The sequence below is a fragment of the Citrifermentans bremense genome, from assembly GCF_014218275.1.
In the GTDB taxonomy this organism is placed as follows: Bacteria; Desulfobacterota; Desulfuromonadia; order Geobacterales; family Geobacteraceae; genus Geomonas; species Geomonas pelophila.
In genome coordinates this window covers 3,726,585-3,746,427 of sequence record NZ_AP023213.1, presented here as the reverse complement: position 1 = coordinate 3,746,427, position 19,843 = coordinate 3,726,585, and the positions used below count along the sequence as shown (strand labels likewise).

Genomic DNA, 19,843 nt, shown 5'->3' with positions numbered 1-19,843 from the left:
TAAGCTGTAGCCATGAAAACTTCCATTCTCATTATACTCGCCGCATTGCTCATCCCTCTGCACGCTTTTCCCGCCACGGCCTTCAGCAACAACGAGAAGCTGGTCTACGACGTAAGCTGGACCGGCGTGAAGGCCGCGACCTCAGTGCACGAGGTATCCACCAAGGGAAACGAGATGCACATCGTTTCCACCACCCGCTCCAATTCCTGGATCGACTCTTTCTTCAAGGTAGACGACCGTGCCGAGTCGGTCATCACGCGCGGCAGCGGGGACCGCTTCGGAACCCCCAAGTACTCCCGCAACAAGATCCAGGAGGGTAGGCACCGCAGGCTGAAGGAGGCCTTCTTCGATCCGCAGGAGCTGAAAGTGGAGTCGCGCAACCTCCTGGAGAAGTCGAAGCGTGTGGACAAGATCAGCACCAACACCTTCGATTCCCTTTCCTGCGTCTACTACGTCAGGACCCTGGAGCTCATCCCGGGGAGGTCGGTTTATGTCGACATCTACGATTTCAACAGGCTTTGGAGCACAGAGGTGAAGGTGCTCAGGCGCGAGGAGGTCAGCACTCCGCTCGGGAGGTTCAAGACCATCGTGGTGAAGCCGCTGATGAAGGCGGAAGGGTATTTCTCCCGCACCGGCGACGTCACCGTCTGGCTCACCGACGATTCGCTGCGCATTCCGGTGAAGATGACCACCAAGGTGAAGATCGGCAAGATCACCGCCACCATTGCCGGAGGGAGTTACTGGCCCACAGCCGGCGACCGCACCGCCAGCAACTAGCAGCAGCGCCGGGCATCGCACGGAAAATAGAAGGGGCCGGCAAGGCAGCTTAAAGCTGACCCGCCGGCCCCTTTTCATTGAGCCGTTATCAAGGCGTTCCCCCGCTTTGAAGGGAAAGTTCAAGGTTTCGTTGTCAATTGTCCATCGTCAATTGTCAATTGCCTCTCTAGAATTCCGCGTGTCTCGGCGTCCTCGGGAAAGGTATCACGTCCCTGATGTTCTCCATCCCGGTCAGGTACATGATCAGCCTCTCGAACCCGAGGCCGAATCCCGCGTGCGGGGTAGAGCCCCAACGCCGGGTGTCCAGGTACCAGGAAAGCGACTCCGGCTCGATCCCGACCTCCATCATCCGCGCGATCAGCGGCTCCAGCCGCTCCTCGCGCTGGCTCCCGCCGATGATCTCCCCCACCTTGGGGACCAGGAGGTCCATTGCGGCGACGGTCCTGCCGTCGTCGTTGAGCCTCATGTAAAAAGCCTTGATGTCCTTGGGGTAGTTCATTATGAAGACCGGCCCGCCGACCACCTGCTCGGTCAGGTAGCGTTCGTGTTCGGACTGCAGGTCGAGCCCCCATTCAACGGGGAACTGGAAGGAGACCGGCGCCTTCTTGAGCCGCTCGATCGCCTCGCCGTAATCCATCCGCGCAAAGGAGGCCCGCGCCACCCCCTCTATCCTTTCTATGAGTCCCTTGTCGATCTGCGCGTTGAAGAACCTCATGTCCTCGTCGCAGTTGTCCAGCGCGAAGCGGCAGAGCCTTTTCAAAAAGGCCTCGGCCAGGTCGGCGTCGTCGGAGAGGTCGGCGAACGCCATCTCCGGCTCGATCATCCAGAACTCGGCGGCGTGGCGCGCCGTGTTCGAGTTTTCCGCCCGGAAGGTGGGGCCGAAGGTATAGATGTCGGAGAAGGCCTGGGCGAAGAGCTCTCCTTCCAATTGGCCGCTCACGGTGAGCCCGGTGGCCCTGGCGAAGAAGTCCTCTCCGAAGTCGATCTCCCCCTCGACCCTGGGCGGGTTGTCCAGGTCGAGCGTGGTGACGCGGAAAAGCTCGCCCGCCCCCTCGCAGTCGTTTGCGGTGATGATGGGTGTGTGCACGTAGAGAAAGTCGCGCTCGGCGAAGAATCGGTGCACCTCCTGGGCCAGCGCCGAACGGACCCGGAACACGGCGCCGAAGGTGTTGCTGCGCATCCTCATGTGCGCGATGGTGCGCAGGTACTCGAAGCTGTGCCGTTTTTTCTGCATCGGGTATTCCTGGTCCGCAGCACCCACCACCTCCACCGAGAGCGCCTTGAGTTCCAGTTCCTGCCCGGCGGCGGGCGACTCCTGCAGCACGCCGGTGACTGCGACCGCGCTCCCGGTTCCAAGCGCCGAGACCTCGGCGTAGTTCTCAAGGTCCGGCTCGGCGACCACCTGTATCCCCGCCAGCGTGGAGCCGTCGTTCAGGGAGATGAAGGTTACCCCCTTGCCGGTCCGCACCGTTCTCGCCCACCCCTTGAGCAGTAAAGTCTCGCCCGGCCGTCCCTCGCTCAGTGCCTGTTTTACCCTGGTTCTCGCTGTCATGTGAGCCGCTCCGCTGGTAGATTTTAATGCACCATTTATAGCATAGAGGTCAGGCCACGGCAAAAGCATAGTTGACAATCCCCCCGGGGTTCGTATAGGTTTGCTCCCTATGATGAAGACATTGTTCGTCCTATTACTCTGCCTGTTCCTCCAGGCGCCGGCGGCCTTCGGCAAGGAGGCTTTCGGCGGCGTCGGCATCGACGGCGTCCCCAGGGCAGACGGCACCATCGTGGTGAGACAGCTGGTCGCGGGAGGTCCGGCGCATCTGGCCGGAATCAAGGCGGGGGACGTGATCACCCAGGTGGACGGAACGCCGACTCAGGGGAGCGACTTCAAGTTCATCGTGGAGCGCAGGCTGCGCGGGCGGGCCGGGACCCCCGTGCTCATTCTGGTGCGGCGGCCGGGAAACCCGAAGACGCTCAGTTTCAACCTGGTGCGGCGGCAGTTGAAAATCGGCGGTGCCGGGAAAAAAGTTAACCAAAAGGGGGAGTGACATGCGGAGATTCATGACTTTAGCAGCGGCGTTTTTCCTTATGCTTCCGCTTTCGGGCCTGGCCGCGGAGCAGATGCCGCAGAGCCCGCTGGGGCAGCACGCCCCGGCACAGAAGAAGTACCCGAAGATAGTGCTCTTCTCGACCTCGTGGTGCCCGCACTGCAAGGCCGCAAAGGAGTTCTTCACCCGCAACGACATCCCCTTCATCAACCGCGACGTGGAACTGGACAGCGAGGCGATGGAGCTGCTGACCGGGAAGTACAAAAGCCAGGGAGTGCCGGTGATCGTGATCGGGGATGATGCCCAGGTGCTGAAGGGGTTCGACGAGGGGCGGGTGCAAAAGGCGCTGGATCAATTCAGGAAGAAGTAGGAAAGGGCAGATAGACGATTCAGACCAAGGGAGGGCGCGATGCTCTCCCTTTTTTTATTCCTGCAGTTCGGCCTCCTCGTCCATGATCTCCAATAGGACCTCCACCAGCCGCGGCGCCAGGTGTTTTCCCTTCATCTCGGTCATGGTCCAGATGGTCTCCTCGCGGGTGAACCCCTTGCGGTAGGGGCGGTCCATGGTCAGCGCGTCGCAGATGTCGGCGGTGGCGACAATCTGCGCCTCGATCGGGATCCGGTCCCCGTCCAGCTTATGGGGGTACCCATTGCCGTCGAAGCGCTCATGGTGATAAAGGACTATGTTCTGCACGGTCTTCGACAGGTTCGCCTTGCGCACCACCTCGCATCCCCATTCCGGGTGCTTCATCACGACCTTGAACTCCTCGTCGGTCAGGCCGCGCTCCGCGTTCAGGATCGCCTCAGGGACCCCTATCTTGCCGCAGTCGTGCAGCCAACTGCCGTACCTGATCTCCTGCTTTATATCCTCGGTCACCCCCAGGCGTTCCGCTATCTTCATCGCGAGGGTGGCGACCCGGTCGCAGTGCCCCTTGGTGGAGGAGTCCTTCAGCTCTATGGTCTGCGCCAGCGAGTGCAGGATGAATTCGTCCTCGCGCTTTAGCGATTGCAGCACCCGATACCTGCGGATCCCGTCCTTCACCGCGCGCAGCATGTCCGCCTTTTTCCACGGCTTGAGCACGAAGCGGAAGACCTCGCCGCTGTTTATGGCGGCCAGGGTGGTGGAGAGGTCGGCGCTCCCGGTCATCATGATTTTCACCGTGTGCGGCGAGACCTCCTTGATCTTCGACAGAAGCTCTATTCCCCGCATCCCTGGCATCTCGTTGTCAGAGATGACCACGGCTACATTCTGCTCCTCCACGATCTGCAGCGCCTCCAGGGCGGAAGCGGCAGTCAGGACGTTGAGCCCCCTGTTATCGAAGACCCCTCTGGTATAGGCGAGGTAGCTTTTTTCGTCGTCGACGAAAAGGATCGTATCTCGTTCTTGTCTGTCGTTGGGCATAGGTTCATCTCCGGCTGGGCGCAGCTTTGAAGGAGTGCGCCTGGTACTTATCGGCAGAAGTTCCCATTAGAAAAGAAAAAAATGTGCGGCTGCGGCAACTATTCTAATTGCCGAGCTGAGGGCGCGCTGCGCGCCGCTTGACACGCTAGGCAAGAGCGGTACCATGCAACGGGGTAGTTCAATTAAAAAGACGCGCAGCTATCTTTCTTAATTTCCCGATACACCGTTCGCGGGAGAGCTGGCCAAAGGGGGAAACCATGCTGATCACCAAGACCTGGTACACGATTGCTGAAGCGGCGGAGAAGTTCGGGGTGGAAGAGGAGCGGCTCAGGGTGTGGATCGACGAGGGGGTGATCCGGACCGAGGAGGAAAGCGGGGTCGTCCGGATGAACGGGGACGATCTGGAGCTTAAAATCGAGGAACTGACCGGGATATAGCTGTACACGACGGAAAATGCCCTGCTGGCCCTTAAGCTCATGACCGTGCTGCCGATATAGTTACCTGTGCCGACCACGCAGGGGGCAAAGGTAACCACGGGCAGATCTCTCACGGTGCTGCTTGATCCTACCTTCTGTCCAATGAACCCGGATGCTTGATGTCGCATCGGGACGCTCCTGCACGATTTCGGTAAGGTACCCGTCTCGCCCACCACTCATTGCCTGGCCGTAGATTATGGGAAATTACAGGAGCCGCCCCGCTCTGAAAAATACCAAGCATCAGTTGTCAATTGTCAATCGTCAGTTGTCAATTGGTCTCAGGAGGTTGCCTTGAGCAGCATCACTTTCGAAGAGATCATGTTCACCATCATGTCCGCCACGCAGGATACCTTCAAAAGCTACATGAACACGGACATCTTCGCCGGCAAGGTGGAGAAGAAGATAAACCCGCTGCACAGCGACGTGGTCGGCATCGTCGGGGTTGCCGGAGACCGTGTCGGCTACATCCTTTTCGCCACCGAAAAAGGACCGGCCGAGCAGATAGCGAAGCAGCTCCTTATGATGGACGAGGCGGACGACGAAGCGATCAACGACGCGGTTGGGGAGGTGGTCAACAACATCGCCGGCGTGTTCAAGACCAAGTACCATGAGCAGTACGGAAGCGTGGCCCTGGGGCTTCCCCTGGTACTCTCGGGACGCCTGAGGCCGATCACCGACCCCCCCGAACAGTCCGCGGCCGACGGCAGCATGGTGGTCCAGTGCAAGGGGGTCACCATCCCCTTCACCACCATGGACGGGAGACTGACCTTCCGGGTCATGGTCTACATGTAAAAGACAGGGGCTAAGGGCTAGGGGCTGGAAAGCCTCTAGGTCACCGGCCTCCGGGTTTCAAGCGCTCCCCCCCTCCGCTGATCCTCCAACTAAAAAGCCCCCGTTGCCGAAATGGCAACGGGGGCTTTTCTTTTTTCTGCTTGGCCTTGCGGGCCGTAGCGCCAGGCGCTAAGGCATCCTAGATGCCGAGCTGTTTGAAGAAGTCGTTCCCCTTGTCGTCCACCAGGATGAACGCCGGGAAGTCGACCACCTCTATCTTCCAGACCGCCTCCATGCCAAGTTCGGGGAAGTCGATGCACTCGACCTTCTTGATGTTCTCCTCGGCGAGGATCGCTGCGGGGCCGCCGATGGAGCCGAGGTAGAAGCCGCCGTGCTTCTTGCAGGCGTCGGTGACCTGCTGGGAGCGGTTACCCTTGGCGATCATGATCATGGAGCCGCCGTTTGCCTGCAGCAGGTCGACGTAGGAGTCCATGCGGCCGGCGGTGGTGGGGCCGAAGGAGCCGGAGGGCTTCCCTTTCGGGGTCTTGGCCGGGCCCGCGTAGTAGATAGGGTGGTTCTTCAGGTACTCGGGAAGCGGCTTGCCGGAGTCCAGGATCTCCTTGAACTTGGCGTGAGCGATGTCGCGGCCGACCACGATGGTTCCGGAGAGGAGCAGCGGGGTGGAGACCGGGTGCTTGGTCAGCTCGGCCAGCACGTCCTTGAGCGGCTGGTTCAGGTTGATCTTGACGCCGTGCTCGTGCTTGCCGCGGTAGCGCTCGGGGATCAGGCGGCCCGGGTTGTCGTCCATCTGCTCGACCCAGATCCCTTCCTTGTTGATCTTCGCCTTGATGTTGCGGTCCGCGGAGCAGGATACCCCCATGCCGACCGGGCAGGAGGCACCGTGGCGCGGCAGGCGGATGATGCGCACATCGTGGGCGAAGTATTTGCCGCCGAACTGGGCCCCGATGCCGCTCTTCTGGGCCTCCTCGAGGAGCTTCGCCTCGAGCTCGACGTCGCGGAACGCCTGGCCGCCGTCGTTGCCGGAGGTGGGAAGCGCGTCGAGGTACTTGGCGGACGCGAGCTTCACTGTCTTCAGGCACGCTTCGGCGGAAGTGCCGCCGATGGCGAAGGCCAGGTGGTACGGCGGGCAGGCCGCGGTCCCCAGGGTCTTCATCTTGGCAACCAGGAACTTGATCAGGCTGTCAGGGTTAAGGAGCGCCTTGGTCTCCTGGTAGAGGTAGGTCTTGTTGGCGGAGCCGCCCCCCTTGGCCATGAAGAGGAACTTGTACTCCGCACCCTTGGTGGCGTAGACGTCGATCTGCGCCGGGAGGTTGGTCCCGGTGTTGATCTCCTTGTACATGTCGAGCGCCACGGTCTGGGAGTAGCGCAGGTTCTCCTCGGTGTAGGTCTTGTAGACCCCCTTGGAGAGGTACTCCTCGTCGTTGACGCCGGTCCAGACCTGCTGCCCTTTCTTGCCCATGACGATGGCGGTGCCGGTGTCCTGGCAGATGGGGAGTTCGAGCTTCGCTGCGACCTCGGCGTTTCTCAGGAAGGCGAGGGCGACGCCCTTGTCGTTCTGGGACGCTTCCGGGTCTGCAAGGATCTTAGCCACCTGCTCGTTGTGCTCCGGGCGCAGCATGAAGGAGAGGTCCTTCATCGCGGTGTTGGCCGCTATGGTGAGCGCCTCGGGCGCCACCTTGAGGATCTCCTGCCCCTCGAAGCTGGCCACCGACACGTACTGCTTGGAATCCGGGATCAGGCGGTACTTGGTGCTGTCCGGTCCGAGCGGGAAGGCTTCCTGGTACTTGAACTCTGGAGTTGCCATCGATTCTCTTCTCCTTTTGCTGGGATGATGGTGACAATCTGCTCTATCGGCTCCTGCCGGGACTGAAGGCAGGATAATTTGTATACAGTATCCCGGAATATATTGCAAAAGGCTCACTTTGTCGAGAGAGAATTGAAGCGGATCGCGCCTCTGGAACAGAAAAGCCCCCTGCCGCTGCCAAGAAAGCGCAGGCCACTCCCGCCCAGTACACCGACCTTATCATGAGATTCTCCTCGACGACCACATGACGGAGCCGGCGCAGGGGCGACCAAGGAGCTGCGCCGCCACCAGACTCAGCTCCTGCGTTATTGCAGCTTAGTGCACCGTCTTCTCCCGGACCATGCGGCCGAGCATCTGGCGCAGCTCGTCTTCCTCAACGAAACTGAAAAGCTCGCTCCTACTTCCGAAAGCGACCTCGACGCTCCCGCGTCTTTTTTTCAGGGTGACGTCCACCTCATGGACTCCGTTGCCGAGAAGGCCGTAGTAGACCTGGTCCAGCCCGTTGCGGCTACGGAGAGCCTCTTTGCCCCTCATCTCGAAATACACTGCCTGGTCCAGCGCGTCGTTGGTAAGGTAGATCATGGTGCACCTCCTCGTTTTTCTACATGAAACCACGGGGCGGTGACAGATTAAGTCGCACAGGGGGGGAGGGGCACAGCGCGGGGGGAAAGGGTTGACAATTGCGCGCCACGATTGTACGGATGATTTCCAGGATCAAATCGTCGGGGGGGAGGGGCGGCTATGGATGGAGATCGCATCAAGTGGGACCGGCGTTACCGCGAGGTTGAGCGCTTCTTCTCTCTCGGGCCCTCCAAGTTTCTCGCCGACTCCCTGGTGAGGGTACTGTCACTGGTCCCGGGGAGGAAGGCGCTGGATCTTGCCTGCGGTGAAGGGCGCAACAGCATCTACCTGGCGCAGCAGGGGTTCGAGGTGAGCGGCGTTGACATTTCACCGGTGGGGCTGGAACGGGGGAGGAGGAGGGCGGCCGATCTAGGGGTTTCCGTACGGTTTGTCGAGGCGGACTTGGACGACTGGCGCCCGCAGGGAAGCTACGACCTGATCCTCAACTTCAACTTCCTGATGCGGGGGTTGCTCCCGTCGCTGGTCGACTCTCTTTCGCCGGGAGGAGTGGTGCTGATGGAGACGATACTGGACGCGCCCAGCCTGCAGGGGGAGCATCGGAAGGAATACCTGCTGCAACCCGGAGAGTTGGGGACCATCTTCGCTGCGTTCGACGGGAGGGTGCTGCTTCTGGAAGAGGACGCCTGTCTCGAGACGCCGGTTGCGCGGGTGCTGTTTCAAAAACAAAAAAAAGGTTGAGGCGAGCGGCACTGCTCTCGACCTCAACCTCGATCTATTCTTACTTCTTCGTGCCGACGTAGACGGTGGCGATGCCGCCGGTCAGGTCGAAGTGCCGCACGTCCTTGAACCCCACCTGTGTCATCATCCCCTTGAACACCTCCCTTGGAGGAAACTCCAGGACGGAATCCGGCAGGTACTGGTAGGCGCTGAACCTGGAGAAGGCGCCGCCGATCTTGGGGAGCACCTTCAGGAAGTAGAAATGGTACAGGTCCTTGAAGATGGGGAGAGTAGGGGTTGAGAACTCAAGGATGACGATCTTTCCCTCCTCCTTGAGCACCCGGTGCATCTCGGTGAGACCCTTGATCCGGTCCACCACGTTCCTGATGCCGAAGGATATGGTGGCAGCGTCGAAGCTCCCGTCCTCGAAAGGGATCTCTTCGCAGGGCGCCACCTGCAGGGTGATCCGGCCGGAGTGGCGCGATCCCTCAACCTTCACCTTCCCCAAATCTATCATCTCGGGGGTGAAGTCGATGCCGACGATGCTGACGGAGGCAGGGGTCTGGGAGGCGATTTCCAGCGCCACGTCCCCGGTGCCGGTGGCGACGTCGAGCACGCGCCCGGGTCCCTTGACCCCGATCTGCTTTACCGCGAAGCGGCGCCAGCGGCGGTCAATCCCCAGGGAAAGAAGCCTGTTCAAAAGATCGTAGCGCGGGGCGATGCTCCCGAACATGGCGCGGATACGTTCACCCTTTTCCGACAATGCGTACATATTTTCCTACCTTTTTGGCGCGTGAAATGCTATAAATTTTAACCTCTTCCCGTGGTGGAAAGGGTTGGCAAGCCTTGATTTTTAACATAAAGCGCCCCCTCTTGCCAGCAAAAAGCGGTCCCGCCTCTTCCGGTTCACTTCAAAACGGGTGGTGAAGAACCGGCGGCGGCGCTGCTCACTCTCCGGCGTCATCTCCTCAAGGAGGAAACTGTTGCTCCCGCAATTCCGGCCCCAGGACATCGCAGACATCCTCATCATGACCTTCCTGGTCTACCAGCTTTACAGCTGGTTCAAGAACTCCAAGGCGCTCCAGGTCGTCCTGGGACTGCTCTTTCTTGGGGTGATCTACTTCATCACCAAGAACCTCGGGCTCTTCATGACCAGCTGGATCCTGCAGGAACTGGGAACCGTGCTGCTGGTGCTCTTGATCGTGGTGTTCCAGGCGGAGATCCGCCAGGCCCTCTACCGGTTCAGCCTGTTGCGCAACTTCTTCGACCGCGAGGAGAACACGCTGCGCATCGACCTCATGGAGTTCTCGGCAACCGTCTTCTCCCTGGCCTCCCAGCGCATCGGCGCGCTGGTCGTCTTCCAGCGCGAGGAGCTTTTGGACGACCACATCCTGCACGGCGTTCCCCTGGATTCCCTGGTGAGCGGTTCGTTGATCAGCAGCATCTTCATCCCCACTTCGCCGCTGCATGACGGAGCGGTGCTGATCAAGGACGGCAGGGTCTCGCTTGCCTCCTGCCATCTGCCGCTTTCGGTGAGCGCAGAGGTGCCGCAGCACCTGGGGACGAGACACAGGGCAGCACTCGGCTTGTCGGAGCGCTCCGACGCCGCCATCGTGGTGGTTTCCGAGGAGCGTGGGGAGGTCTCCCTTTCCATAGGGGGCGAATTGCAGCCGGTCGCCTCCGCCGCGGAACTTCACGAGAAACTCACCTCCCTGCTGCAGCCCCTCTCCCCGGAAGAGCAGAGGGTGGGGCTCAGGTCGCGGCTCTTCTCCAACCTCTGGCCCAAGGTGGCGATCCTCTGCACGGTGGTTATCTGCTGGCTGCTGATCACCTTCCGCCAGGGTGAGATCCTGACCATAACTGCACCGGTCACCTTCCATAACCTCCCCGACACGCTCACCTTGACCCGCAGCTACCCGGACCAGGTCGACCTGCAGCTCAAGTCGTTTTCGAACCTCGTCTCGCCCAAACAGCTCGACATCGTGGTGGACCTCGACCTTTCCAAGGTGAAGGAAGGGAACAACAGCATCCAGATCAGCAAGGAGCAGATCAAGCTTCCCCCGGGGGTCGTAGTGGTGAACATGGACCGCTCCCTCATCCGCGTCACGGCGGAGCGCAAGCCCTTGAAGGAGGAAAACCGCCGGCGCTAACCGCCTGATTTTACAAACCATTTAAAAAATATTTCTTAGCAATACGATCAATTGGTTGACATCAGGCAACTTTTGTTATATAAACTTTGGCGCCTGCGGTATTTTTTAAAACAATGAAGGAGGATTCATGATAAAATGCGTCAAGCTAATCGCCTTATGCCTTCTCATGCTCTCCGTCCCTTCGCTCTCCTTCGCTGCCAAGACCCACCGCGTTAAAAAGCATGAAACCCTATATTCCCTCGCCAAAAAATATCACGTCACCGTCGAAGAACTGAAAGCGGCGAACAACCTGGTTGGCAACAGCGTGAAGCCGCGCGTCGTCCTGGTCATTCCCGCGCGCTCGGTTTCCGAGGGAAAAAACGAGGCCGCATCGAGTGCGGTTTACAAGGTGAAGAAAAGCGAAACCCTTTCCCGCATCGCCAAGAAGACCGGCGTCTCCGTAGCTGAGCTGAAGCGTCTGAACGGTCTGCGCGGCAGCAAGGTCAAAGCCGGAAAGGTGCTGGTGCTCAAGGAGAGCGAACCCGCCGAGGAACCGAAGGTCAAGGTGGTTAAAAAGCTGCAACTGCGTCACGGCGACCTTTTTAACGAGAAGGATTACGAGCAGAGCCTGCAGGAATTGACCGCGCTCGAACCTGAGCAGCAGGTCGACCTCGCCAAGAACGCAGAGCTCAAGGTGGACAACCTGAAGGAGTTGAAGAAATCGGCCTACGGTTTCCTGGGGACCCGCTACCGCTTCGGCGGGAGTTCCCGCTCCGGCATCGACTGCTCAAGCTTCGTGCAGCACGTGTTCCGAGACCTGGAGGTCGCCTTGCCGCGCACAGCCCGCGAGCAGTTCGAGGTGGGGAACGCGGTGGCGCCCGGGGACCTGCAGAAGGGGGATCTCATCTTCTTCGCCACCTACGCCTCCTATCCGTCACACGTAGGGATCTACCTGGGCAACAACAAGATGATCCACGCCTCCTCGCGCGACCGCCGGGTGGTCATATCCTCGCTCAACACCTCATACTACCGTTCACGCTTCCTCGGCGCCAAACGGATCGCCAAGGTCAATCCTGACGTGTTCAAGCTGGACGACCTGATCCTCGGGGTCGAGGAGGAGAACCCGGAGGAGATGCTGGAAAACGACGCGCTCGGTCTGACCAGCAGCAACTAGCAGAGAAGAAACAACGAACTTCCGAATCCGGCCCTCTGGGCCGGATTTTTTTATGGGTGCAGATTGAAGATCGTCCTTGCCTACAAATGCCATCCCGAAGGCGCTGAAGACCCTTTCACCTCCCTGCTGCCGGCAGGGCTCCTCTCCCTGCACGCCGTGCTGCTTCAGGCGGGTCACCAGGTGACACTTGCGAACCTCTCCGGTTCCAGCTGGCGCGAGGTGAGGGCGCTTCTGACGCGACTGCGCCCCGACATCCTCGGTGTGTCGCAGTTCACCCACAACCGGGTTGAGTCGCTGCGCCTGGCCTCCCTCGCCAAGGAACTCGACCCGCGCTGCCTGGTGGTGCTAGGGGGGCCGCACGCGACCCACTGCTGGCGTGAGCTTTTGGCGGGGCACCCCGAGGTCGACCTGGTGGTGCTCGGCGAGGGGGAGGTGACGCTTTGCGAGCTGGCGCAGGCCAAGGCCGAGGGAAGCTCCTTTGGCCAGGTGGCGGGGCTTGCCTACCGCACCGACGGCAAAGCCTGCCTGAGCGCGCCCAGGGCTCCCATCGCCGACCTGGACCTCCTCCCTCTTCCCGGAGAGGCTGAAGGCGACAGCGTAGGCGTCGACTTTCGGCGCCAGCTTGAGTTCGTGATCACCTCCCGCGGTTGCCCGGCCAGCTGCCTCTTCTGCTCCTCGCCCCTGTTCTGGGGGCGCGGGGTCCGCTTCCGGTCGCCGGAAGCGGTGGTGCGGGAGATCCGCATGCTCAAGGAGCGCTACGGCCTGATCTACTTCTCCTTCCGCGACGACACCTTCACCGCCAACCGGGGCCGGGTGCTGGAGATCTGCCGCCTGCTCCGGGAGGAGCGGCTTCACGTCATGTGGAACTGCCAGTCCCGGGTGAATGCGGTGGACGAGGAGATGCTGGTCGCCATGAAAAAGGCCGGCTGCGAGTGCATCCAGTTCGGGGTCGAATCGGGCTCTCCGCAGATGCTGAAGGCGTTGGGGAAGAGGATCCTCCCTCCCGAGGTGGAGCGGGCCGCGGCGGCGGTGCGGCGCGCTGGGATCAACCTGTCGGTCTACCTGATCACGGGGATTCCGGGGGAAGGGGAGGAGGACCTGCGGCAGACGGTGCAACTCATCGAGAGCATCCGCCCGCACGATGGGCAGGTTTCCCCGCTGGTCTACTACCCGGGAACGGAGCTTTTGGCCCGTGCGGTGCGGGAAGAGGGGGTGCCGTCAGACCTCTTCGAGGAAGAGCGCGGCGAGGGGTTCCTGGTGCGTCGCGACCCGTTCGTGGAGCGGTCGCGCCAGGCGATGCTGAAGGCGCTGGAGAAGGCCGGGCGCAAGGCGGTCTTCACCCAGGCGGCCTATGCGGCGCAGCGCGCCCTTTTGGGGTACTGCTTCGTCACCGAGATGCTCTGCGCCGAATCCCTGGAGCAGCAGGGGGACTGGGAGGGGGCGCTCCGGCTGTACCGTGGCATGGTGAAGGCCGAGCCGGACAACCCCTGGGGTTGGCTCCAGCTCGGGGGATTGCAGGCGCGCCTGGGTGACCTGAAGGGGGCCGCCCGATCCTATCAGAAGGTGCTGCAACTGGTGCCGCGGCACCTCCCTGCGCTGCTGGCGTTGGGAGAGCTGGCCCTGGAGCAGGGAGACCGCTCCGGCGCGGCCAGTCACTTCGCCGCTGCGCTCAAACTCGACCCTGCCGACCCGATGGCGCTGGAAGGTGCGGCCGCGGCCGGCGCAGGAAAAGGGCCAAAGGGGAAGCGGGGGAAATAAAAAAGGCGCCTTCCTTGCGGAGGGCGCCTTTTTTTATCGCTTCAGGGAGGCCTACTTGTTGACTGCGAGGCCCGGGGCGAAGATGATCTTGTCGAAGGTGCGCTTCAGAGTCTTGCTCTGGAAGTTCACCATCGGCGGGGAGTCCGGGAACTCAACGGTGTCGCCGACTTTCACCGGGGTCTGCATTGCAGCAACCCACAGTTTCTCGCCTTTTTCTTCGATCTGCACATAGGTGTACCCGCCGGAGTCCATGGTCTCGAGGACCTTGCCTTTGTGCCCTGCGCCCGGCTTCACTTCCTGGGGCTTCAGGCCGGCATGGGGGTCGCCGCCAGGTGCTGCTGCGGGCATCTGGCCTGCGGGTGCTGCCGCGGGAGCGGTGGTCTGGGGTGCTTCTTCCTTCTTCTTGCAGCCAACTGCTGCCACAGCAACGATTGCCAACAGTACCAAAATCTTCTTCACAGTCTTCCTCCGTGTTGGATAATATTAAGCTTCCGAACGACGAGCAAAAATAGCATAACCTTGGCTGGCTTGACAACTAAAAAAAGTGTAGGCGGTTGGAGGGCTTGGGCGGGCTACCTTCCTATCACGACCTCTCCGGTGTCGGTGATGAGCCGGGCGGGGAGTTCGAAAACCCTCTTAAAGATGTTGAACACCCCCTTGGCCAGGGATTTCACCGGAACCGCGGTGACCTGGGGATCGTCGATCCTTCCCTTGGCCTCGAAGTAGGTGGTGATCAGCGACTTATCCTTGCCGGTCAGCACCCACCCAACAATCGGGATCTTGCTCACCACCTTGTCCACGGTCTGCAGCGGCTGCACCCCGATGTTGAGATCGAGCTCGTTTCTTGCCAGGTTCACCCTCCCCACCGCCGAGATGTTCATGGCGTTGCTGTCCAGGAACAGGTTTTCCGTGGAGGCGACGCCATCTTTGAGGGCGAAGTCGCCGGTGATCCTGTTGAAGGGCATCCCGCCGGAAACCATGTCGGGGAGCTGGAACTTGAAGAGTTGCGAGACGTTCAGGATCGAGAAGACCTTCGACAGGGTGGAGAACTTCCTGACGCTGCCCCGCTCCACCTTGAGCTTCACGTTCCCCTGCGCGCTCCTCTTCCATTCCGCGGGGGTGTCGCCTCTTCCCGCCACTTCACCCTGCAGCGACATCGCCCCGGTTAATTCCTGCTTCTTCACCCCCATGGCACGCATCAGCCGGTCCGCGGAGACCTTCTGCACGTTGTAGCTCAAGGTGTGGTGCACCGGCACCTGGTTGAAGTCGCTTTTGAGCCTCCCGGACACCTCACCCTCGAAGGCGGCGAAGTCGAAGGGTTGCAGGTGCAGCACCTTGTTTTCCAGCAGCACGTTGCAGCGCAGGTGCTGGAAGGGGATGTCGCTGAACCTCCCCTCGCTGGCCGCAAGGTGCGCCCTGAGCGTGACGCGGCTCTCTCCCTCGCCCGAGCCGCCGAAGAGCGGGAAAAGGTCCTCGACCTCCAGGTGCGGCGAGCTTACCGACAGGTCTGCTACCGGGTTCTTGAGCTCCTTCACGCTTCCTTTCATCCATAGCGTGCTCTTGCCGAGGGTTCCCGAGAGCGCCGAGATCTGGAGGTTGTCCTTTTGGTAAGCGAGGGTTCCCTGCACGCGCTCCACCCGCACCGACCTATTGCCGGGTGCCAGCCCCAGGTCGGCCAGATCAAGCGACGGTGAGCTGAAGGAGATCAGGAAGCTCGGGTGGTCCAGCCCGGTCACCGTCCCCTTGCCGCTCACGCTCGAAGCGCCGACCCTTAGCGACAGTTGCGAGCTCTCAAAGCTCTCGCCGTTGATCCGGACGTTGCCGTTCACCCCTGTCACCGGCTTCACCTTCTCGCCTGCCTTCACCGAGACGTTGGAAAGTGCCGCGTTGCCGCTCCAGAAAAGCCGCTCCATATCGGGGCCGGCCGCGTGCAGCTGCAGCTGTACCAGGCCGGCCGGGTGGTAGTTGCGCACCATCGGCACCATGTACCCCACCTCTCCGGACTGGAACTGGTTGCTCCTGATGTCGAAGCTGACCGGGCCGTCGTAGCGGCTGACGGCAGTAGCCGAGAGTGCCGCCGGGGGAAGCTGATAGTTGAGCGCGGTGATCCGGAACTGATCCTTGTCGAAGTCCATCGCGAAGGAGAGGGTGTTCGGGCGCGACACCGGTTTGGCCACGATGTCGCGGAAGGCATAGGAGGTCGCCGTGAGGTTCGCATCCCCGGAAAGCTTGTAGAGATCGGTAGTCCCTTCCCCCTTGAGGTTCACAGTGGAGCCGTCGGAGAAGGAGGTTAGACCTTTGCCGAGAAGCCAGACCGCCTCCGGTTTCTTGGCCTGCACCTTCGCGTTGAAGAGGTATTGGCAGGGAACGGTGAGGGGGTAGTCGGTGATGCGCCCCTCCAGGGTGAGCGGGGAGCCGCCGAACTTTCCGCTCATCCCCTTGAGATGGAAGTCCTTGCCGGCCAGCACCAGTTCGCCGCGGATGGCGCTGAATACCGGGATGCCGGAGCCGTAATCCACCACCCCTTCCTCCACCCGTGCCTTTATGGCGAGCACGTTGTAGTTCTGTCCCCGTTCCATGTGCAGGATCTGGCTCACCCTGCCGTCCAGGTGACCCTGCTCCAGGCGGTAGATCCCACCCTTGATCTTCTGCTCGATGAACTGCGAGGTGCCGTCGACGATGATGCCGTAGGGGATGTACTGGTGGAAGTCGCGCAGGTTGAAGCTGTTGCTGGTAGCGTTGGCGGTGATGCGAAGGTCCCCCGAGTGGAGGTCGGACAGGCGCACCCCGCCGCTTACCTTGAACCCGTCCAGGTCGACTTTGACGTGGTCGATGTCGAGCTGGTTCCCCGTCAGGGTCAGCGCGCAGGATCCCTTGAGAAGCCTCGGGGTGAGCCTTGCGTGGAACACCTGGGGGTAGTCCAGGTTCATCCGGGTGATCCGGAACTCCGCCTTGCTCTTGAACGCGTCGAGCCTTCCCTTGAACGAGGCGTCGAGCGCCAGTTCGCCGGCGAGGCTTTTGAAGGGGACCCACTTGCTGTAGTAAGGCCAGAAGTGCCCGGCGTCTAGCGGGCCGGTTTCGACCTTGCCGTTTAGCTCCATGCCGGACAGCGGCGCTCCGGCCTCAGGTATCCTGGCGGTGCCGGAGATGGATAAGGGGACCGGTCCCTTGGGGGAGCCGAGCGCTGCGGCGAGCTTGAAATCGCAGCTCTTCCCCCGCACCAGGCGGCTTAGGTAGAGGTCGGCGTCGGAGAGTTCGGTGATGACCGGCGTTTCGGAGAAGGCTAAATCGGTGAAGCGGATGTGGGCCTTTTTCAACTCCAGCCCCCTGATCCCGGGCGCCTCGCCGCCGGTGGAAGGGGTGAGGAGGTCGCCTATGTTGAAGCTCCCCTGGCGGTCGCGCACGATTCGAAGCGTCGGGCGCTCCAGTTGCAGGCGCGACAGCACGAGCTCCTTGCGCAAAAGCGGGAGGATCGCGATGCGTACCGTGAGCCGGTCCGCGGTGATGAAGTCGCCGGAACCGTCCTTTTCCAGGACCTTGACCCCGGTGAAGGTGAAGGCGGGGGTGAGGCGGAGGGAAAATTCGCCGGTCTGGTACTGCAGGTCCCGTTTCAGGGCGCTCTTCACCTGGGCCAGGATCTCCTGCTTGTAGGTGTCGAGGTCCAAAAGCCTCGGCAGGAGCGCCGCGGCAAGGACTATCACGGTGAGTATGGTGGCCAGAGCCGGCAAGAGCCAGCTCCGTATTCTTTTCAGCGGCATGGGCGTCCTAAGAACAGCTTATGCTGCGTCAGCGGGGAGTTCGATGACGAACCTGCTCCCCTTGGGGTAGTTTTCCTTGGCCCTGATGAAGCCGTGGTGGTCGGTGATGATGGTGTTGACGATGGCAAGCCCCAGCCCGGTGCCGCTTTTCTTGCGGGAGAAGTAAGGTTCGAAAAGCCGCGGGCGGTCCTCGGCGGAAATGCCGTGGCCGGTGTCGGAAACGGTGAAGGTCGCCATCTTGAGCTGGCTGTCGTAGCTGGTGCTGAGCTCGACCACCCCCTCGCCGTCCCCCTCTATGGCGGCGACGGCGTTGTCCAAAAGGTTGATCACCACCCGCTTGATCTGGTCCCGGTCCAAAAGGATCGGGGGCAGGGCGTCGTCTGCGTTCAAGACGAAGCGGATGTGCCGGTGCGCCTCGTCGTAGAGGGTGAGCGCCTCCTTGAGTATGGCGTTCAGGTCGTTTGGCTTCAGCACTGCGGCCGGCATCCTGGCGAAGTTGGAGAACTCGTTCACCAGCCCCTTCAGTTCGTCCACCGATTTGATGATCATGGCGGTGCACTGGTCGAACACCTCTTCCTCCCCCTCGAAGCGGGTGAGGTAGCGCTTCCTCAGCCGCTGGGCCGAGAGCTGGATCGGGGTGAGCGGGTTCTTGATCTCGTGGGCGATCCTTCGCGCGACCTCGCGCCAGGCGGCCATCCTCTGCGCCTTGATCAGCGAGGTCATGTCGTCCAGGACCACCACCATCCCCATGAAGGCGTCGTTTTCATCCTTCAGTACGGTGAGGTTGGTGAGCAGGGTGAGCTCCGCGTCGCGCATCGGGATCACCACCTGCCGCACGATGGAGTCGTGCTTGGCGAGCACCATTTCCCGCAGGAGCCCCTTGACGATATCCAGGTGCTCCGGGCGCAGCACTTCCCGGAAGTTCTGCCCGGTGACCTTGTCCGTGTTGATCAAAAGGAGCTTCTCGGCCGATTTGTTCACCGTGGTGAGCAGGCCGTTTTTGTCCACCGAGATGATACCGGCGGTGACGTTAGCGAGCACCGCCTCCATGTAGCGGCGGCGCTGCTCCAGCTCGAGGTTGCTTTTTTGCAGTTCCTCGTTGGTGTGCTGAAGCGCGAGCTGGTTGGCCCGCAGGTCTTCGGTCATGCGGTTGAAGGAGGAGATCAGCATGCCGATCTCGTCGCCCCCGCTTTGGCCCAGGTGCACGTCCAGGTTGCCCTCGGCGACCTGCCTGGTCGCCTCCGCCAGCTCCTGGATCGGGATGGTGAGGCTTCGGGCGAGGTACATCCCGAACCACACGGCGAGGAAGATGATCACCATGGTGATCAGGAACAGGGTGAGGATGTATCCGGTCCGGATCGGGTTCTTGAGGATCTTGAGCTGGCGGAATTCCTGGTAGGAGGAGGAAATCTCCCGCATCTTGGACACCAGCGAGTAGGGGACGTAGTAGTTGACCACCACCACCCCGACCACCTCCTTCTCGTTCCAGTTGCTCCGTATCGGGACGATGCCGCGGATCAGGTCGGCCTTGCCGATGGCGTTCACACGGGTGAGCCTTCCCCCGGAGAGGACGCGCTGGATGTCATCCGACGAGGGGTTGGTGAATTCGCCCAGCGGCAGCTTGGCGTTCGCGGCACGGAACAGCTCCTCGCGCTGCGCCGAGAAGACCTCGACCACACCCAGGTTGTACTCTGTCTGTTTCTGGCGCACCAGGGCCTTAAGCTCGGGGAGGTTCTCCTCGTTCAAAAGCTTCCGTTCCTTGATGGCTGCGCTGATCTGGTCGCCGTAGTAGAGGGCGTTGGCGGCGGAGGTCTTGTAATAGACCTGGGCCACCTCCATCGACTCATTGAGCGAGGTCTCCACCTGTTTGTTGAACCAGTTCGAGATGCTGTTCTTTATGAATCCGGCGGAGACGAAGAAGAGCATCATGGTCGGGACCAGCGACAGGGTGACAAAGGCAAGCACGAGCTTCGTACGCAGCTTCGCTCCGGGCGTGTTCTTGCGCCGTTCCAGGACCAGCTTGGCGATGTTTCGGAAGACCAGGTAGACCAGCAGGATGATGAGGAGGATGATCAGGTTGACCATCCCGAAGATGGCGATATTGCTTCCCATCGGCACCTGCTCGCTCAGGCGGGTGAGGTGGATCTCCAAAAAGGTGAGGAGGCAGATGGTCAGAAGCGAGAGGCAGACGATGATGGCCTCGCGCTTTCTTTTCCTCAGTTCACCGGCGGAGAGCTCTGCCCCTTGGTGCTGCGGGGGCGTCCCCCGTTTTTCGGCTGAAATCGGCATTTGGCCACTCTATACGAAAGGATGCGGGAATTCAAGTAGTGCAGGGGGAGCTGTAAACGAAAAGAGCAGCCCCGTTTCCGGTGGCTGCTCCGTTAATTCCTAGTCTTTATCTCAATTTCAATCTTAATCTCAGTCTGCTT

Annotated in this window: 17 protein-coding genes; 9 read left to right on the top strand and 8 right to left on the bottom strand. The window is 61.1% G+C overall.

From position 1 onward, the window contains the following. Positions 1–12 precede the first annotated feature (12 nt). Complete coding sequence (locus GEOBRER4_RS16575; protein WP_185243202.1) at positions 13–777, top strand: DUF3108 domain-containing protein; 765 nt, start codon at positions 13–15, stop codon at positions 775–777. Between the two features lie 166 nt (positions 778–943). Here the strand turns inward: GEOBRER4_RS16575 and asnS are convergent, their stop codons facing one another. After that, complete coding sequence (gene asnS, locus GEOBRER4_RS16570) at positions 944–2,329, bottom strand: asparagine--tRNA ligase (protein ID WP_185243201.1); 1,386 nt, start codon at positions 2,327–2,329, stop codon at positions 944–946. Between the two features lie 109 nt (positions 2,330–2,438). On the opposite strand from asnS, the gene GEOBRER4_RS16565 reads away from it, so the two are divergent. Then, entirely contained in the window at positions 2,439–2,822 is a 384-nt protein-coding gene (locus tag GEOBRER4_RS16565; RefSeq protein WP_185243200.1) for a S41 family peptidase, read from the top strand. Between the two features lies 1 nt (position 2,823). Next, the gene (locus GEOBRER4_RS16560; protein ID WP_085815271.1) at positions 2,824–3,192 is read left to right on the top strand and encodes a glutaredoxin domain-containing protein; all 369 of its coding nucleotides are present in this window, start codon (positions 2,824–2,826) and stop codon (positions 3,190–3,192) included. A 54-nt stretch (positions 3,193–3,246) separates the two neighbouring features. On the opposite strand, the gene GEOBRER4_RS16555 is transcribed toward GEOBRER4_RS16560, so the two are convergent. Continuing rightward, entirely contained in the window at positions 3,247–4,224 is a 978-nt protein-coding gene (locus GEOBRER4_RS16555) for an HD domain-containing phosphohydrolase (RefSeq protein ID WP_185243199.1), read from the bottom strand. A gap of 257 nt (positions 4,225–4,481) precedes the next feature. Between GEOBRER4_RS16555 and GEOBRER4_RS16550 the strand changes: the two genes are divergently transcribed. Together GEOBRER4_RS16550 and GEOBRER4_RS16545 are read left to right on the top strand one after the other, a co-directional pair. Further along, positions 4,482–4,661: a MerR family transcriptional regulator gene (locus GEOBRER4_RS16550; RefSeq protein WP_185243198.1), complete on the top strand. Its 180-nt coding sequence runs from the start codon at positions 4,482–4,484 to the stop codon at positions 4,659–4,661. 330 nt (positions 4,662–4,991) lie between these two features. Further along, a complete protein-coding gene (locus tag GEOBRER4_RS16545; RefSeq protein ID WP_185243197.1) occupies positions 4,992–5,492 on the top strand; it encodes a chemotaxis protein CheX in 501 nt (166 codons plus the stop codon). A 178-nt stretch (positions 5,493–5,670) separates the two neighbouring features. Here the strand turns inward: GEOBRER4_RS16545 and GEOBRER4_RS16540 are convergent, their stop codons facing one another. Both GEOBRER4_RS16540 and GEOBRER4_RS16535 read right to left on the bottom strand, forming a co-directional pair. After that, positions 5,671–7,296, bottom strand: coding sequence for a fumarate hydratase (locus GEOBRER4_RS16540; protein ID WP_185243196.1), 1,626 nt, complete (start codon positions 7,294–7,296; stop codon positions 5,671–5,673). Between the two features lie 315 nt (positions 7,297–7,611). After that, the gene (locus GEOBRER4_RS16535; RefSeq protein ID WP_085815266.1) at positions 7,612–7,878 is read right to left on the bottom strand and encodes a hypothetical protein; all 267 of its coding nucleotides are present in this window, start codon (positions 7,876–7,878) and stop codon (positions 7,612–7,614) included. A 159-nt stretch (positions 7,879–8,037) separates the two neighbouring features. Here GEOBRER4_RS16535 and GEOBRER4_RS16530 point away from each other — a divergent pair, with 159 nt between their 5' ends. Then, positions 8,038–8,616, top strand: coding sequence for a class I SAM-dependent methyltransferase (locus tag GEOBRER4_RS16530; protein WP_185243195.1), 579 nt, complete (start codon positions 8,038–8,040; stop codon positions 8,614–8,616). A gap of 40 nt (positions 8,617–8,656) precedes the next feature. Here the strand turns inward: GEOBRER4_RS16530 and ubiE are convergent, their stop codons facing one another. Continuing rightward, positions 8,657–9,367: a bifunctional demethylmenaquinone methyltransferase/2-methoxy-6-polyprenyl-1,4-benzoquinol methylase UbiE gene (gene ubiE, locus GEOBRER4_RS16525; RefSeq protein ID WP_185243194.1), complete on the bottom strand. Its 711-nt coding sequence runs from the start codon at positions 9,365–9,367 to the stop codon at positions 8,657–8,659. Between the two features lie 211 nt (positions 9,368–9,578). Between ubiE and cdaA the strand changes: the two genes are divergently transcribed. From cdaA to GEOBRER4_RS16510, 3 genes are all read left to right on the top strand, one after another. Further along, on the top strand, positions 9,579–10,745 hold the full coding sequence (cdaA, locus tag GEOBRER4_RS16520) for a diadenylate cyclase CdaA (protein ID WP_185243193.1): 1,167 nt from the start codon (positions 9,579–9,581) through the stop codon (positions 10,743–10,745). Between the two features lie 127 nt (positions 10,746–10,872). Beyond that, entirely contained in the window at positions 10,873–11,898 is a 1,026-nt protein-coding gene (locus tag GEOBRER4_RS16515) for a C40 family peptidase (protein ID WP_085815262.1), read from the top strand. Positions 11,899–11,961: 63 nt separating this feature from the next. Beyond that, entirely contained in the window at positions 11,962–13,656 is a 1,695-nt protein-coding gene (locus GEOBRER4_RS16510) for a B12-binding domain-containing radical SAM protein (protein ID WP_185243192.1), read from the top strand. Positions 13,657–13,707: 51 nt separating this feature from the next. On the opposite strand, the gene GEOBRER4_RS16505 is transcribed toward GEOBRER4_RS16510, so the two are convergent. The 3 genes from GEOBRER4_RS16505 to GEOBRER4_RS16495 all read right to left on the bottom strand — a co-directional run bounded on the left by GEOBRER4_RS16505 (position 13,708) and on the right by GEOBRER4_RS16495 (position 19,703). Then, on the bottom strand, positions 13,708–14,115 hold the full coding sequence (locus tag GEOBRER4_RS16505) for a hypothetical protein (RefSeq protein ID WP_085815260.1): 408 nt from the start codon (positions 14,113–14,115) through the stop codon (positions 13,708–13,710). A gap of 113 nt (positions 14,116–14,228) precedes the next feature. Next, positions 14,229–17,414, bottom strand: a complete 3,186-nt coding sequence (locus GEOBRER4_RS16500) for a DUF3971 domain-containing protein (protein WP_185243191.1) — start codon at positions 17,412–17,414, stop codon at positions 14,229–14,231. Between the two features lie 18 nt (positions 17,415–17,432). Beyond that, a complete protein-coding gene (locus GEOBRER4_RS16495; protein WP_185243190.1) occupies positions 17,433–19,703 on the bottom strand; it encodes a sensor histidine kinase in 2,271 nt (756 codons plus the stop codon). Between the last annotated feature and the right edge of the window lie 140 nt (positions 19,704–19,843).